The sequence below is a fragment of the Pseudomonas sp. FSL R10-2189 genome (assembly GCF_009600325.1).
Classification (GTDB): Bacteria; Pseudomonadota; Gammaproteobacteria; order Pseudomonadales; family Pseudomonadaceae; genus Aquipseudomonas; species Aquipseudomonas helleri.
Genome location: NZ_WIVZ01000021.1, coordinates 78,934 through 93,277, shown reverse-complemented (window position 1 = coordinate 93,277; position 14,344 = coordinate 78,934). Strand labels below are relative to the sequence as shown.

Sequence of the window (14,344 nt, the reverse complement as noted above, 5' to 3'; positions counted from 1 at the left end):
TAGAGACTGCTCCGGGTAGTAGCGAGCTTGTCTCGCGATCTTTTAGAGCCTCAAAAGATCGCGAGGCGAGCTCGCTCCTACAGGAGGGGGTTACTTGGCGGACTTGATCGCTGCGCCAAGTTTTTTGGCGGTGTCGGCCGGGTCGGCTTTAGGGTCGTTGATGTAATTGGTGATTACGTCAAAGAACGCCCCCTGCACGGCCAGCGTGGTCGCCATGTTGTGCGCCATGCTTGGCTGCAGGCCGCCGGACTTGGCGTCTGCCAGGAAGTCCTTGGCCGAGGTCTGGGCACAGGCGTCAAAGCCGAGCTTTTGCATGTTGTTCAACATGTCGTTGCGAACCGGAATCGAGCCCTTGTTGATGCTGAAGACTTTCTGGAAATCTTCACCCAAGGCCACTTTGGCAATGTCTTGTTGACCGGCCTGAGTGCCCTTGTCTTTCACCTTGAACACCGCCAAAGAGTCGATGTTGTAGGTGAAGGCTTTGTCGGTGCCCGGGAAGGCTACGCACTCATAGTCTTTGCCGGCGATTTTCTTGGCGGCGGTCCATTCACTCTTGGCCCAGTCACCCATGATCTGCATGCCAGCCTTGCCGTTGATGACTTTGGCCGCTTCCAGGTTCCAGTCCTGGCCTTTGCCATCGGCGTCCATGTAGGTCGCGACTTTCTTCAGTTCGGTCAGCGCCTTGACCATTTGCGGGCCGGTCAACGCATCGTTGTCGAGGTCAACCAGGGCTTTTTTGTAGCCATCGACGCCCATGACCGATAGCACCACCGCTTCAAACACGGTGCTGTCCTGCCAAGGCTGGCCGCCGTGGGCAAGCGCAATAAAGCCCGCGGCCTTGAGCTTGTCACCAGCTGCGTAGAATTCTTCGAGGGTGGTCGGTGGTTTTTCGATACCGGCTTTTTTGAAGACTTCCGGGTTGATCCACAGCCAGTTCACGCGGTGGATATTCACCGGCACGGCCACGTAATCACCGTCGTACTTCACGGTGTCGGAGACTTTCTTGTCGAGCAGGCTGTCCCACTTTTCGTCTTTGGCGACCGTCTTCAACACGTCAGTGTCGAGCAGCCCGGTAGACGCCCACTCTTGAATATCCGGCCCTTTGATCTGTGCCATACCCGGCGGGTTACCCGCCACAGCGCGGCTTTTCAGTACGGTCATCGCGGTGGCACCGCCACCCCCGGCGACAGCGCCGTCCTTCCAGGTGAAACCGTCTTTTTCAACTTGAGCCTTCAGCACATCGACAGCAGCTTTTTCGCCACCTGACGTCCACCAGTGCACCACTTCAACCGAACCTTTGGAGTCGGCGGCATAGCTGCTCAGGGGGAATAGTGTGGCGAGAGAGATAACGACGGCGAGGCGATTGAATGAATTCATGAGATGCCCTTTCTTGTTGTTATAGCTGTGCAAGTCTTTTGCTTGCGCTACGAATGAGTGTATCCACGCGCCACCCGCCTCAAGTAACGAAGAGACGTCTGTTTGTCACCGTCTGGTGACATTCAAAAACGCAGTCGCGGGGCTGTTTGCGATCTTTCAGCATAAGCAACGTCAGGCTTCTTGTAGGCCAGAACCGTTGAAATCCTTACGAGATACAGTTTTTTCCGCATTGCCTGTAGGACGCATCCCGAAGTCGTTTTCCCACGTTGTACCCGCAAATAACATCAGCGAGTCTGCTACTCATCGTCGTAGAAAAAGAACGGATGCCGACCCCCTCAGGAGATTTTAGCCATGACAGAACGTAACTTAACGTCCCGGAATCATTGCTTCATTTACCCCATCAAAGATCAGGAAGGTCGCCCCTACGCCTGGAAAATCGATATTCAACGCGCGGGCAAAGTGCATGTGCATCACTTTGCTTTCGACCAATATGGCGGCGAGATTCCTGCACTGGAGGCCGCAGAAAACTTGCGTAACCAACTGGTGCTGAAAATGCCGCAGTCTTTCACCTATGAAGACCGCCAGCGCCTGATGCCGCATAACACCAGCGGCCACCCCGGCGTGTATCGCGTGCAGTCCAATCAGATTGATTACTGGCGCGCCACCACGCGCATTCACGGCTACAACCTGAGCAAGAGTTTTCGCATTGATAAATATGGCGATGACCAGGCCAAACAGCTGGCGCTTGAGGAACGTGAACGGCAGTTAACCCTGTGCAGCGACCCTTACGATGTCGCCATGGAAAAGCTCCAGCATCACTTCAGCCAGACCAGCCGGCGCGTGCGCGAGAACCGTATCAAGGCGGCCATGCACAAGCCCCGCGAGCCCAAGCCCACCGCTCAAGAGGTCTCTGGCACGCAGATGGAACGCATACTGCCGATCAGTGCCGAGCAGGCCAGCCTGTCTATCAGTCGGCATTTCGCGGCAAGTACAAAGTGACACGCAAGCCGCCCACACGCAGGTTTTGCAAGCTCACTTCACCGCCATGGCTGTGGGCGATGCTGCGCGCTATTCCCAGCCCCAAGCCATAGCCTTGTTGCTGCCCGGCCAGGCGAAAGTGCGGCTCAAACACCTGCTCAAGTCGCTGTTCGGGCACGCCCGGCCCCTCGTCGTCGACGGTCAGCACAAACGCTTGCTCGTTGTCGTCTATGCGCAAGTGCGCGTTGGTGCCGTACTTGAGTGCGTTATCAATCAGGTTGCCCATGCAGCGGCGCAGGGCCAGGGGTTTGCCGTGATAAGGACTGGTCGCTCGCCCCTGCAGCGTTACCCGGCCATTCCCCTGCGGCAGCACATAGGGTTCTATCAGACAGTCGAGCAAAGTATTGACGTCGACCAGCTCGATATTCTCGTGAATGTCGGTGTCTTTCACGCATTGCAGCGCGCCTTTGACCAGCATTTCCAGCTCGTCCAGATCGCGACCAAACTTGTATTGCAGTTGCTCGTCATCCAGCAGTTCCACGCGCAAACGCAGCCGGGTGATGGGCGTGCGCAGGTCATGGGAGATGGCGCTGAATAACTGACCACGCTCGGTCAGGTATCGGCTGATGCGCGCACGCATGGTGTTAAAGGCCCGCCCCACTTCAACCACTTCGCTGCCGCCGCCCACTTCAACAGGCTGGACCTCGTCTTCGCCCAATGACATGTCGCGGGCCGCCCTCGCCAGGCGCTTGAGCGGGCGGCTTTGCCAATGCACCAGCACACCGATAAACAACAGCAAAAAGATGCTGCTCAGCACGATAAACCACAGTTGCAGCGCCGGCAGCCCTTCTTCTTCAAGGCTGGTGTAGGGCTGGGGCAGCAAAGACGCGATGTACAGCCACTCGCCCTGGGCCATCTGGATCTGCGTCACCAGCACCGGCGGGTCGACCGGCTCCAGGGTCAGGGCAAAGTGCGCCCACGAACGCGGCAACTCGTCGAGCTTCAGGCCCGCGTTGAAAATGCGTAAGTCCTGGGGGCTGACAAACTTCACCGACAGGTCGACATCAGGTCCCAGCGACTGGCGCAGCACTTGGTCCACGGCGTCCAGCACCGCTTGTTTACGCTGGGTTGGCGGTAGCACCTGCATGTCCAGCGGCCGGTCATTGAGGCTGACGACAAAGCGCGTGCCGCCCATGCTGCGCATTTGGTCCAGCACCAGCGGGCGATAGGCCAGCGGCAAGGAACGCAAGTACGTCACCGTGGCGTTCATCGAGTGCGCCATGCTGCGAGCACTGTTGACCAGGCCTTCAAGCTGGGTGGTGCGCAATTGTGAGAGCCAGATGGCACTCGACAACGTCTGCGCGAGCAAGATGGCCAGCAGCGTCAGCAGCAACATGCGGCCCAGCAGCGAACGGGGGAGATGCAGGCGGGATAGAAACTTAATGGCCATTTCCGACAGTGACCTCGGCTGCCAACTGGTAACCGCTGCCACGGATCGTGCGGATAAGCCGTGGCGGCTTCTCGGTATCACGCAGGCGCTGGCGCAAACGGCTGACCGCCATGTCGACAATGCGGTCCAGCGGCATCAGATCGCGGCCACGGGTGGCGTTGCCGATCATGTCGCGATCCAGGATCTGCTGCGGGTTGTCCAGGAACAGCTTGAGCAAGGCGAAATCCGCCCCTGACAAAATCACCTCTTCGCCATCGGTATGGAACAGCCGATGGGTCACGGTATTGAGTCGCCACTCGTCAAACGCCATGACTTCATGACCGGCGCTGGCACTGGAAAACTGCGCACGGCGCAACAAGGCCTTGATGCGCGCCTGGAGTTCACGGGGGCTGAAAGGCTTGCCCAGATAGTCATCGGCGCCCAGCTCCAGACCGATGACCCGGTCGGCTTCATCGGAACTGGCGGTGAGCATGATGATCGGAATTTGCGCAAAACGCGGGTGTTGGCGCACCCAGCGGCACAGGCTGAAACCGTCTTCGTCGGGCAGCATCACGTCCAGGATCAATAAATCGCTGGCCTGCTCATTGAGCGCCCGCCTGAAGCCCGCGCCGTCGCCCACGGTGCGCACCTGAAAGCCGGCACGGCTGAGGTAGATATCAAGGAGCTCGCGAATTTCCTGGTCATCATCGACCAGCAAAATGGATTTGCCGGATGTGCTCACAGGCGCTGATCCTTATTGTTGTTATGGACGAAAGATCACTCGGTAGGAGCGAGCTTGCCTCGCGATCTTTTCAACGGTCAAAAGATCGCGAGACAAGCTCGCTCCTACAGTCAACCGAACGCTTGTTGCAGTGCCACACCGGCGCCGATCAGGCCCGAGTATGGCGCGGTCACCAGCCAGACCGGGATGCCGTTGAGATAGTCGCTCATGCAGCCTTTATCGGCAAAGCTTCGGGCAAAGCCGCTGGCCACAAAAATATCGGCAAAGCGCGGGATCACGCCGCCGACAATGTACACCCCGCCACGCCCGCCGACTGTCAATACGTTGTTGCCGGCCACACGGCCCAGCCAGCAACTGAAGTGCTCCAGCACCTGCAACGCCACCGGATCACCCGCCAACGCCGCCGCAGTGATCGCCCGGTCACTGTCCAGCACCGGCTCATGCCCGTCGACCGCACAGATCGCCCGATACACACGCGGCAAACCGCTACCGCTCAAGATGCTTTCGGCGCTGACGTGGCCGATTTCATTGTAGATGTGCTGCCACAGTTGCACTTCACGCGGGTTGCTCATGGGCAGGTCGACGTGGCCGCCCTCCCCCGGCAAGGCCATCCATTGCTCGTCGCCCAAGTTGAGCAAGGTGCCCACGCCCAGCCCCGTGCCTGGCCCGATGACCACCGCCGGGCGCGCCGGATCTGCAATGCCGGGGCACACCTGGCGCACGTCTTCAGGTTGCAGGCGCGTCATGCCCAGCGCCATGGCGCTGAAGTCATTGATCAGCAGCAAGTGATCGACCTGCAAGGTTTCGCAAAACGCCGACCGGCTCAAGCGCCAATGGTTGTTGGTAAAGCGAAACTCATCGCCACTCACCGGCCCGGCCACCGACAGGCACACCGAACCCACCGCTCCGGGCGCCAGGTTCAACGCATTGAGGTAAACCTTGATTGCATCTTCCGGGCAGGCGTAATCGGCCGTGGCCAACACGCTGACAGAACGCAACTGTTCGTCTTCCCAGAGGGCAAAACGGGCGTTGGTGCCACCAATATCACCGACGAGGGCGAGTTTCATTTCAGGGATTCCAGAGACGAGGTAAAGGTACTCGCGCCCTGCTCGGCCGAACTGAAGGCCTGACGCATAAACGCAAACAACTCGCGCCCGGTACCGACGGCATTGCTCAAGGTGCCGACAGCCGGGGTGCGTGCGGCGAATTCTGCCTCATCCACCAACAGTTGCAACGTGCCTTTTACGCCATCGACGCGAATCAGGTCGCCGTCCTGGACCCGCGCCAGCGCGCCGCCCACTTCTGCCTCGGGGCTGACATGAATCGCTGCCGGGATTTTGCCCGACGCACCGGACATACGCCCGTCAGTAATCAGTGCCACCTTGAAGCCACGATCCTGCAGCACGCCCAGGAACGGCGTCATCTTGTGCAGCTCTGGCATGCCATTGGAGCGCGGGCCTTGAAAGCGCATCACGGCGACAAAGTCGCGTTCCAGTTCACCGGCCTTGAAGGCGTCGGCCAGTTGCTGCTGGTCCTGGAATACCCGCGCCGGGGCTTCGACAATCTGGTGCTCCGGCGCAACCGCCGAGACCTTCATGACACCGCGCCCCAGGTTGCCTTCCATCACACGCAGGCCGCCCTCGGTCGAGAACGCACGGGCCACCGGGCGCAAAATGGTCTCATCGAGGCTTTCGATCGGGCCATCACGCCAGACCAACTGGCCATCCACGAGGAACGGTTCGCGGGTGTAGCGGCTCAAGCCGTAACCGGCCACGGTGTTGACGTTTTCGTGCAACAACCCGGCTTCGAGCAGTTCACGAATCAGGAACGCCATGCCGCCCGCGGCCTGGAAGTGGTTGATGTCGGCTTTGCCGTTTGGATACACATGGGACAGGGTTGGCACCACCTCGGACAGGTCGGCCATGTCTTGCCAGGTCAACTGAATACCCGCGGCCATGGCAATCGCCGGCATGTGCAGGGTGTGGTTGGTGGAGCCGCCAGTCGCGTGCAGGGCAACGATGGAGTTGACCAGAGAACGCTCGTCCACGATCTCGCCCAACGGTGTGAAGTTACCGTTTTGCTGGGTCAGACGGGTGACTTGATGCGCCGCTTCGCGAGTCAGGGCATCGCGCAATGGCGTGTAAGGATTGACGAAAGAAGCACCCGGCAAATGCAGGCCCATCACTTCCATCAGCAACTGGTTGGTGTTGGCGGTGCCGTAAAAAGTGCAGGTGCCGGGGCTGTGATAGGACTTCATCTCGGATTCCAGCAGCTCTTCGCGGCTGGCTTTGCCTTCAGCGTAGCGCTGGCGTACGTCGGCTTTTTCTTTGTTGGAAATGCCCGACGGCATCGGCCCGCCCGGTACAAAGATGGTCGGCAGATGACCGAAACGCAGAGCGCCCATCAGCAGACCCGGCACGATTTTGTCGCAAATGCCCAGCATCAGCGCCGCGTCGAACATGTTGTGCGAGAGCGCCACGGCGGTCGACAGCGCGATCACTTCGCGGCTCAACAGGCTCAGCTCCATGCCGGCCTCGCCTTGGGTCACGCCGTCGCACATGGCCGGGGTGCCGCCCGCGAACTGGCCCACAGAGCCCATTTCACGCAGGGCTTGCTTGATTTGTTCCGGGAAGTGCTCGTAAGGCTGATGCGCCGAGAGCATGTCGTTATATGACGAAACAATTGCCACGTTAGCGGCGTTCATCAGCTTGAGGGTGTTTTTGTCTTCTGTGCCACATCCGGCCACGCCATGGGCAAAGTTGGCACATTGCAGCTTGCCGCGTTGCGGTCCGTCACTGGCCGCATCACGAATAAGCGTCAGGTACGCCTCGCGGGTAGCTCGACTGCGGGCAATAAGACGCTCGGTGACTTCAAGAACGCGGGGATGCATGTGTTGAACTCCAGGCTAACGGATGTGGCGACCTGTGCGTGTCCTATGCTGACTGAGGCTCGCAGACGCGTGCTCAGTCGTTCGGACCCGTTGATTCAGGTCACTCGTTGTAGATAAAACAAAATATTGCCACTTAAATGGCTTGTTTTCTATTTTTATGAGAATAATCTTGTAATTCCAACAACAAATTGATGACAGGTGCTGTCCATGACATTACGAATCGCAATCAATGGTTTTGGCCGGATCGGCCGTAACGTCCTGCGAGCACTGTATACCCAAGGCTACCGACAGGACTTGCAGATCGTCGCCATTAACGATCTGGGCGACAGTTCCATCAACGCTCACCTGCTCAAGTACGACACCGTTCACGGCACGTTCGATGCCACTGTTGAGCATGATCAGGAAAGTCTGACGGTCAATGGTGACCGAATTGCGGTGACCGCCATCCGTAATCCGGCTGAACTGCCTTGGGCCGACCTGAAGGTTGATGTGGTATTTGAGTGCACCGGCTTCTTCACCGAGCGCAGTAAAGCAGAGGCGCACATTACGGCCGGTGCACGTAAGGTGATTATCTCGGCGCCGGGTAAAAATGCCGATGCGACGGTGGTCTATGGTGTTAACCACGACATTCTGCGCCAATCGCATCAAATCATTTCTAACGCATCGTGCACCACCAACTGCCTGGCGCCTGTGGCGCAAATCCTCAACCGCGAGTTCGGCATTGCCAACGGCCTGATGACCACCATCCACGCCTACACCAATGACCAGAACCTGACCGACGTTTATCACACCGACCCGTACCGCGCGCGTTCGGCCACGCAGAACATGATCCCGAGCAAAACCGGCGCCGCCGAAGCCGTAGGCCTGGTGCTGCCAGAGCTGGCCGGCAAGCTGACCGGCATGTCCGTACGCGTACCGGTAATCAACGTGTCGCTGGTCGACCTGACCGTAGAACTAACGCGCGAAGTCACGGCGGCAGAAGTGAACGCGGTGTTTAAAGAGGCCAGTCAGCACTCCAAGGTATTGGGTTACAACAGCCTGCCGCTGGTTTCCAGCGACTTCAACCACAACCCGCTGTCGTCGATCTTTGACGCCAACCACACCAAGGTCAGCGGCAAGTTGCTCAAAGTGCTGGCGTGGTACGACAACGAGTGGGGCTTCTCCAACCGTATGCTCGACAACTGCCTGGCGCTGCACAACGCGGAGTGACGCGATGATCGGTATCAGCTTCACCACGGCCACCTTGGCGGCGCGTAAGCGCATCGCCCTGGTGGCGCATGATCACTGCAAAGGGTTTTTGCTGGACTGGGCCGAACGCCACAAGGCCGCGCTCAGCCAGCATGACTTGTGCGCAACGGGCACCACCGGCCTGTTATTGAGCAAGCGCCTGGGGTTGCCGATCGAAAGCATGATCAGCGGCCCGCTGGGCGGTGATCAACAGGTGGGGGCGCAGATCGCCGAGCAGAAAATCGACATGCTGGTGTTTTTCTGGGACCCGTTCGAGCCACAGCCCCACGACCCGGACATCAAGGCCCTGCTGCGCGTGGCGGCAGTGTGGAACATTCCGATGGCGAGCAATGAATGCACCGCTGACTATTTGCTCAGCAGCCCCCTGATGAACCAGCCGCACGAACATCGCATTCCCGATTACGCCGCGTATTTGAAAGGCCGGGTTTAACCTGGAATAAAACACATATCTTGTGGGAGCGGGCTTGCTCGCGAAGAGGATCGACTCGGTCAACCCTCAGACCGCGTCGCCCCAATCGCGAGCAAGCCCGCTCCCACAGACTGGACCGGCCAAACAACAAACTCAAAACATCACTTGACCAAACACACAGATGATAAGCATTATCATTCGCTCAAAATCGGTCGGGTAGTGCTGTGAGTCAGTCCCAGTTCAATCAAGTCTTCCTTACTCAGCGGGTGACCTTGCTGCGCACGTTACAGCGGATGGTGAATAACCCCAGCACCGCCGAAGACTTGCTGCAAGAGACTTACCTGCGGGTTACCCGCGCCTTGAACGAGCGTTCGGTCGAGCACCTGGAACCGTTTGTCTACCAGACCGCGCGCAATCTGGCGCTCGATCACCTGCGCTCGCGGCGCATTCAGGCACGCACGGTGGTTGAAGATGTCCCGATCGAGGTGCTTGAGGGCATTGCGTCTACCCACAGCACCCCGGAAGAAGCCCACCAAGCAGCGCAATTACTGGAGCGTTTGAGTGTGAGCCTGAGCCAGTTAAGCGCACGTCAGCAGCGGATTTTTATCCTCAGCCGGCTGCATGGCTGCAGTTATCAAGAGATCGCCGAAGAACTTGACGTGTCGTTGAGTACCGTTCAAAAGGAACTCAAATTGATCATGGCGATCTGCATCGGGGTAGCCGACAGGCTGAATCGGCCTTAACCTTGCCCTTCAATGCCACGCGAACGCCCTGAAACTGCCAAGGAACCTCTGTGACGGACACTCACAAATCTGCTGCGCCCGACCCGGCGCACGAGGTGCTGCAAGACAGCGCCATGGATCAGGCACTGGATTGGCTGATCACCCTTGAGTGTGCGAGCGACGAACAGAAAATCGTGTTTGAGCAGTGGCTGAATGCCGACCCGGCGCACGCCCGGGCGTTTGCCAAGGCCAACGCCATCTGGAACGGGCAACCCGTGCTAGATGCTGCACAAACCCTGCAAATCCGGCGTAAGCCCAGCGTGCTGCGGCGTATCAGCCGGCATTGGAAGCACGTTGCTGCGGCGGCTGTGCTGGTTCTGACGGTGGGCGGTTACAGCAATGTGCCGCTGCGTCTTCAGGCAGACCACCTGACCGTGGTGGGTGAACGCCAGCGCCTGCAGCTCGAAGACGGCTCTAAAGTGCTGCTCAATACCAATTCGGCATTTTCCAGCAAAGTGGTGAATACCCAGGCCCGCGCCCGGCTGTTGCAGGGCGAAGCCTTTTTTGAAGTCCCGGCCAACCTTGAACTGCCCATGGTGCTGGATGCCGGCCCGGTGCGCGTCAGCGTGCGTGACACCGCGTTTGCGGTGAGCTACTTCAATGGCGAAGCGCAAGTACGGGTACAGCGCGGTGATGTGGACTTGCGAGTGAACAGTGTCGGCACACAAATGCGCCTGTCGGCGGGCAACAGCGTCAGCATTGGCCCGAACGGCTTCGGCCGCCCCACTACACTCAACCCCCAAACCGACCTTGCCTGGGTGCAAGGCCGATTGGTGTTTGAAAACTGCCCGATGAGCAAAGTGCTCGATGAAGTGCGCCGCTACTACCCCGGCTGGATCGTCAACAACAACGAAAAGCTCGCCAACGTGGCCGTCACCGGCAACTACCGGCTGGATCAGCCACTGGATATCGTGCGCTCGCTGGCCCACATCACCTCCAGCCGCCTCTCGGAATACCCGGCGCTGGTCATCCTCAATTAAAAAAACTCGTTTAATCGCATCTTTTTTTACTCGATAGCCCAAGGTCATTCGTCTCGTTGTGATCAATGCAACTGATTCGCATTTTGAGTCAGCTTCGCAACTACAAGACTTGTCACCTCTGGAGCGCTATCAATGCCCACACGTTTCAACAGCCGGTCCACTTCCAACGCTCGCACTGGCGGCTTGCACCAGTGCACATTGTCGTTGTTGACCGTTGCCATGCTGATGGCTGGCGTACAGGCCGCACCGGCCCTGGCCGCAACCGATCCGCAGCCAGCCAGCCGCTCCGTGGGCAGTTACAAGTTTGCGATCGCTCAGCAGCCTCTCGCCTCTGCGTTGAATGACTTCAGCAGCGTGACTGGCTGGCAAGTCGGCCTGCCGGCAGAGCTGGCACAGGACGTGGCCTCGCCCGGCGTACGTGGCTCCCTGAGCCCGGAAAAAGCCCTGGAGCGCCTGCTCACCGGCACCAACCTGACGTACCGCAAGCTAAGCACTAACAACATCGTGCTGGAAAAACGCAGCGCGACCTCCGGCACCCTGGCCTTGCAGCAAGTGACCATCAGTGCCACGCGTAACGCACAAGACGTCAGCGCCGTACCCAGCACCGTCACCGTTCATGACCGCCTGGACCTGGACCGCGAAAACGTTAACACCATCAAAGACCTGGTTCGTTATGAGCCGGGTGTTTCGGTAGGCGGCGCCGGCCAGCGCGGCGGCATCACCGGCTACAACATTCGCGGCATCGACGGCGACCGGATCCTCACCCAGATCGATGGCGTTGAGATCCCGGACTCGTTCTTCAACGGCCCTTACGCCCAGACCCAACGCAACTACGTTGACCCTGAAATCATCAAAAGCGTTGAAATCCTCCGTGGCCCGGCGTCCGTGCTGTACGGCAGCAACGCCATTGGCGGTGCCGTCAGCTACTTCACCCTGGACCCGGATGACATCATCAAGCCGGGCCAGGACGTTGGCGCCCGCCTCAAAACCGGTTACAGCTCGGCTGACCGCAGCTGGCTCAAGTCGGGCACCGTGGCCGGTCGCTCGGGTGACTTCGACGGTTTGCTGCACTTTAGCCAGCGCGATGGCCATGACACCGAATCTTACGGCGACCGTGGCGGCAACGGCCTGGCCCGTACCGCGGCCAACCCGGAAGATGTGAGAACCACCAGCGTGCTGGCCAAGGCCGGCTGGAACTACAACGATGACGACCGACTGGCCTTCACCTACGAGAAGTACAAAAGCCACGACGACGTCAATGTGAAGAGCGCCGTCGGCGGGCCGTTCACCAACGGCCAGCCATTGGGCATGTACCGCTCGCGTACCGGCACCGACACGGTGAGCCGTGAACGCTTCGGCCTGGTCAACACCATGACGGTCGACAGCCTGGTTGCTGATCACATCAAGACCAGCCTGAACTACCAAATCGCCAAAACCGACGAGACCACGCTGGAAGATTATTTCCCGTTCACCCGCAATGTCATGCGCTCTCGCGACACCACGTATCAAGAGAAGCAATGGGTACTCGACGCTCAGGCAGACAAGGCCTTCAGCATCGGTGAAACCGATCATTTGCTGACCTACGGCGCCACTCTGAAAAACCAGAAAGTCACCAGCTCGCGCAGCGGCTCGGGTACGTGCCTGGCAGTAGGCCGCGGCTGTACGGCAATCGGCGCTGACAGCCCGTCCGATTACCTGGTCAAGTCCAGCGACTTCCCGGACCCCACCATCAACACCTACAGCCTGTTCGCCCAAGACCAGATCAGCTGGAACGACTGGACGTTCTCGCCAAGCTTGCGTTACGACTACACGCGCCTGACGCCGCACATCACCCAGGAGTTCCTCAACACGATCCCGGCCGATGAACGCGCCAACGTCAGTGACGAGAAGAAAATCTGGCACCGCGTTTCGCCAAAATTCGGCCTGACGTACGCCCTGACTGAGCAATACACCTGGTACGGCCAGTACGCGGAAGGTTTCCGTACGCCGACGGCCAAAGCGCTGTACGGCACCTTTGAGAACCTGGCTGCCGGTTACAAAGTGGCGGCCAACCCGAACCTGGAACCGGAAAAAAGCAAAAGCTTCGAAACCGGCCTGCGTGGCAAGTTTGATGCGGGTTCGTTCGATGTAGCGGTGTTCTACAACAAATACCGCGACTTCATTAACGAAGACGCTATCACCCCCGGCTACAGCGAAACCACGTTCCAGAGCAACAACATCAAACACGCCACCATCAAGGGTGCCGAGGTTAAAGGTCAGTTGAACCTGGATGCGTTCGGTGCGCCAAAAGGCCTGTACACACGCGGTTCGGTGGCTTATGCCCACGGCAAAAACGACGACAACGGCGAGCCGATCAACAGCGTCAACCCACTCAAAGCCGTTATGGGTCTGGGCTACGACCAGGAAACCTACGGCGCTCTGGTCAGCTGGACACTGGTCAAGCGCAAGGACCAGGTGGACAACACCAGCTTCTTTGCCCCGGACGGCACCAGCAAGCAATTCAAGTCGCCAGGCTATGGCGTACTGGACCTCACCGGCTTCTACAAAGTCACCAAGGACGTCACCGTCAACGCCGGCCTGTACAACCTGACCGACAAGAAATACTGGAACTGGGATGACGTGCGCGGCTACGACAGCGTGGGTGAAGCCGGTGTGCTAAACCCCGCCAACATGGACCGCCTGACCGCTCCAGGTCGCAACTTCTCGGTCAATCTGGTGTGGGACATCTGATAGACACATCCACTGCGTAGTCTTTTTAGGCTACGCAGTGAGGAATTTTTACTGTGATGCGTCATCTTGATCGTCTAGTTACAAAGCGCATCTCATTCTCAAGGATATTTGCATGACCACTCCTGATTCCGCACAGCGTCCAGCCTTGCGTTCTCAACGCCTGAACCAGATCACCAACGAGCCGCATCAAAAGCTCGATGCACTGGTAAAAGCTCACAAGCCTTTCGACACCCGCGAAAACTTCGCCCGTTTTGTTGTGGCTCAATACCTGTTCCAATCCGAGCTGCAAGCGCTGTACACCGACGCGGCCTTGAAAGAGATCGTGCCGGACCTGCCAGAGCGTTGCCGTGCAGAACAAGCCAAGGCTGACCTGGCGGACCTGAACACCCAGGTGCCTGCTCCAGTCGCTGGCGCAGTCAATGCTCCGAGCAAAGCTGAAGCCTTGGGCTGGATCTTTGTGTCGGAAGGCTCCAAGCTTGGCGCTGCGTTTTTGATCAAGCGTGCTGTGGCACTGGACCTGAGCGAAACTTTCGGTGCACGCCACTTGGGCGAACCGGCCGGTGGTCGTGCTGAAGGCTGGAAGAGCTTCGTTAAAACCCTCGACGGCCTGGAACTGAGCGCCGAAGAAGAAGCCGACCTGGACAAAGGTGCTGTCGCCGCGTTTGAACGTTTTACCGTATTGCTGGAACATGCTTACGCTGCTGAGCCAGAACTGGCCTAAGCAGGATCTGCTCGGTCAGCGAGCGCTGACCGAGTATCTTTTTCTGCGCCTTGAGCCT

12 protein-coding genes are annotated in these 14,344 nt (G+C 58.8%); 7 read left to right on the top strand and 5 right to left on the bottom strand.

Annotated elements, in window-relative coordinates:
- Positions 1 to 90: 90 nt before the first annotated feature.
- Positions 91 to 1,377 (bottom strand): ABC transporter substrate-binding protein, encoded by a 1,287-nt coding sequence (locus GHO32_RS16250; protein ID WP_153336012.1) that lies wholly within the window; start codon positions 1,375 to 1,377, stop codon positions 91 to 93.
- A 351-nt stretch (positions 1,378 to 1,728) separates the two neighbouring features.
- On the opposite strand from GHO32_RS16250, the gene GHO32_RS16245 reads away from it, so the two are divergent.
- Positions 1,729 to 2,376, top strand: coding sequence for an AP2 domain-containing protein (locus GHO32_RS16245; protein WP_048367945.1), 648 nt, complete (start codon positions 1,729 to 1,731; stop codon positions 2,374 to 2,376).
- Here GHO32_RS16245 and GHO32_RS16240 read toward each other — a convergent pair.
- The 4 genes from GHO32_RS16240 to edd all read right to left on the bottom strand — a co-directional run bounded on the left by GHO32_RS16240 (position 2,345) and on the right by edd (position 7,416).
- Entirely contained in the window at positions 2,345 to 3,805 is a 1,461-nt protein-coding gene (locus GHO32_RS16240) for an ATP-binding protein (RefSeq protein WP_153336013.1), read from the bottom strand. The genes GHO32_RS16245 and GHO32_RS16240 overlap by 32 nt on opposite strands.
- Entirely contained in the window at positions 3,795 to 4,526 is a 732-nt protein-coding gene (locus GHO32_RS16235; RefSeq protein WP_368668444.1) for a response regulator, read from the bottom strand. Before GHO32_RS16235 ends, GHO32_RS16240 begins: the two co-directional genes overlap by 11 nt.
- 110 nt (positions 4,527 to 4,636) lie before the next feature.
- Positions 4,637 to 5,593, bottom strand: coding sequence for a glucokinase (locus tag GHO32_RS16230; RefSeq protein ID WP_123749770.1), 957 nt, complete (start codon positions 5,591 to 5,593; stop codon positions 4,637 to 4,639).
- Positions 5,590 to 7,416 carry a phosphogluconate dehydratase gene (gene edd, locus GHO32_RS16225; protein ID WP_153336014.1) on the bottom strand — a complete coding sequence of 609 codons (1,827 nt, stop codon included), beginning with the start codon at positions 7,414 to 7,416 and terminating at the stop codon, positions 5,590 to 5,592. Before edd ends, GHO32_RS16230 begins: the two co-directional genes overlap by 4 nt.
- A gap of 207 nt (positions 7,417 to 7,623) precedes the next feature.
- On the opposite strand from edd, the gene gap reads away from it, so the two are divergent.
- From gap to GHO32_RS16195, 6 genes are all read left to right on the top strand, one after another.
- Positions 7,624 to 8,625, top strand: a complete 1,002-nt coding sequence (gap, locus tag GHO32_RS16220; protein WP_153336015.1) for a type I glyceraldehyde-3-phosphate dehydrogenase — start codon at positions 7,624 to 7,626, stop codon at positions 8,623 to 8,625.
- Between the two features lie 4 nt (positions 8,626 to 8,629).
- On the top strand, positions 8,630 to 9,094 hold the full coding sequence (locus GHO32_RS16215) for a methylglyoxal synthase (RefSeq protein ID WP_153336016.1): 465 nt from the start codon (positions 8,630 to 8,632) through the stop codon (positions 9,092 to 9,094).
- A 203-nt stretch (positions 9,095 to 9,297) separates the two neighbouring features.
- Positions 9,298 to 9,816, top strand: coding sequence for an RNA polymerase sigma factor (locus tag GHO32_RS16210; RefSeq protein ID WP_048367959.1), 519 nt, complete (start codon positions 9,298 to 9,300; stop codon positions 9,814 to 9,816).
- Positions 9,817 to 9,866: 50 nt separating this feature from the next.
- On the top strand, positions 9,867 to 10,835 hold the full coding sequence (locus GHO32_RS16205; protein WP_368668443.1) for a FecR domain-containing protein: 969 nt from the start codon (positions 9,867 to 9,869) through the stop codon (positions 10,833 to 10,835).
- Between the two features lie 132 nt (positions 10,836 to 10,967).
- The gene (locus GHO32_RS16200) at positions 10,968 to 13,565 is read left to right on the top strand and encodes a TonB-dependent receptor (RefSeq protein WP_153336017.1); all 2,598 of its coding nucleotides are present in this window, start codon (positions 10,968 to 10,970) and stop codon (positions 13,563 to 13,565) included.
- Between the two features lie 112 nt (positions 13,566 to 13,677).
- Positions 13,678 to 14,286, top strand: coding sequence for a biliverdin-producing heme oxygenase (locus tag GHO32_RS16195; RefSeq protein WP_153336018.1), 609 nt, complete (start codon positions 13,678 to 13,680; stop codon positions 14,284 to 14,286).
- Positions 14,287 to 14,344 lie beyond the last annotated feature (58 nt).

Coding starts and splice junctions, on each gene's coding strand:
- GHO32_RS16250 (WP_153336012.1), bottom strand. CDS start 1,377: ATGAATTCATTCAATCGCCTCGCCGTCGTTATCTCTCTCGCCACACTA.
- GHO32_RS16245 (WP_048367945.1), top strand. CDS start 1,729: ATGACAGAACGTAACTTAACGTCCCGGAATCATTGCTTCATTTACCCC.
- GHO32_RS16240 (WP_153336013.1), bottom strand. CDS start 3,805: ATGGCCATTAAGTTTCTATCCCGCCTGCATCTCCCCCGTTCGCTGCTG.
- GHO32_RS16230 (WP_123749770.1), bottom strand. CDS start 5,593: ATGAAACTCGCCCTCGTCGGTGATATTGGTGGCACCAACGCCCGTTTT.
- edd (WP_153336014.1), bottom strand. CDS start 7,416: ATGCATCCCCGCGTTCTTGAAGTCACCGAGCGTCTTATTGCCCGCAGT.
- gap (WP_153336015.1), top strand. CDS start 7,624: ATGACATTACGAATCGCAATCAATGGTTTTGGCCGGATCGGCCGTAAC.
- GHO32_RS16215 (WP_153336016.1), top strand. CDS start 8,630: ATGATCGGTATCAGCTTCACCACGGCCACCTTGGCGGCGCGTAAGCGC.
- GHO32_RS16200 (WP_153336017.1), top strand. CDS start 10,968: ATGCCCACACGTTTCAACAGCCGGTCCACTTCCAACGCTCGCACTGGC.
- GHO32_RS16195 (WP_153336018.1), top strand. CDS start 13,678: ATGACCACTCCTGATTCCGCACAGCGTCCAGCCTTGCGTTCTCAACGC.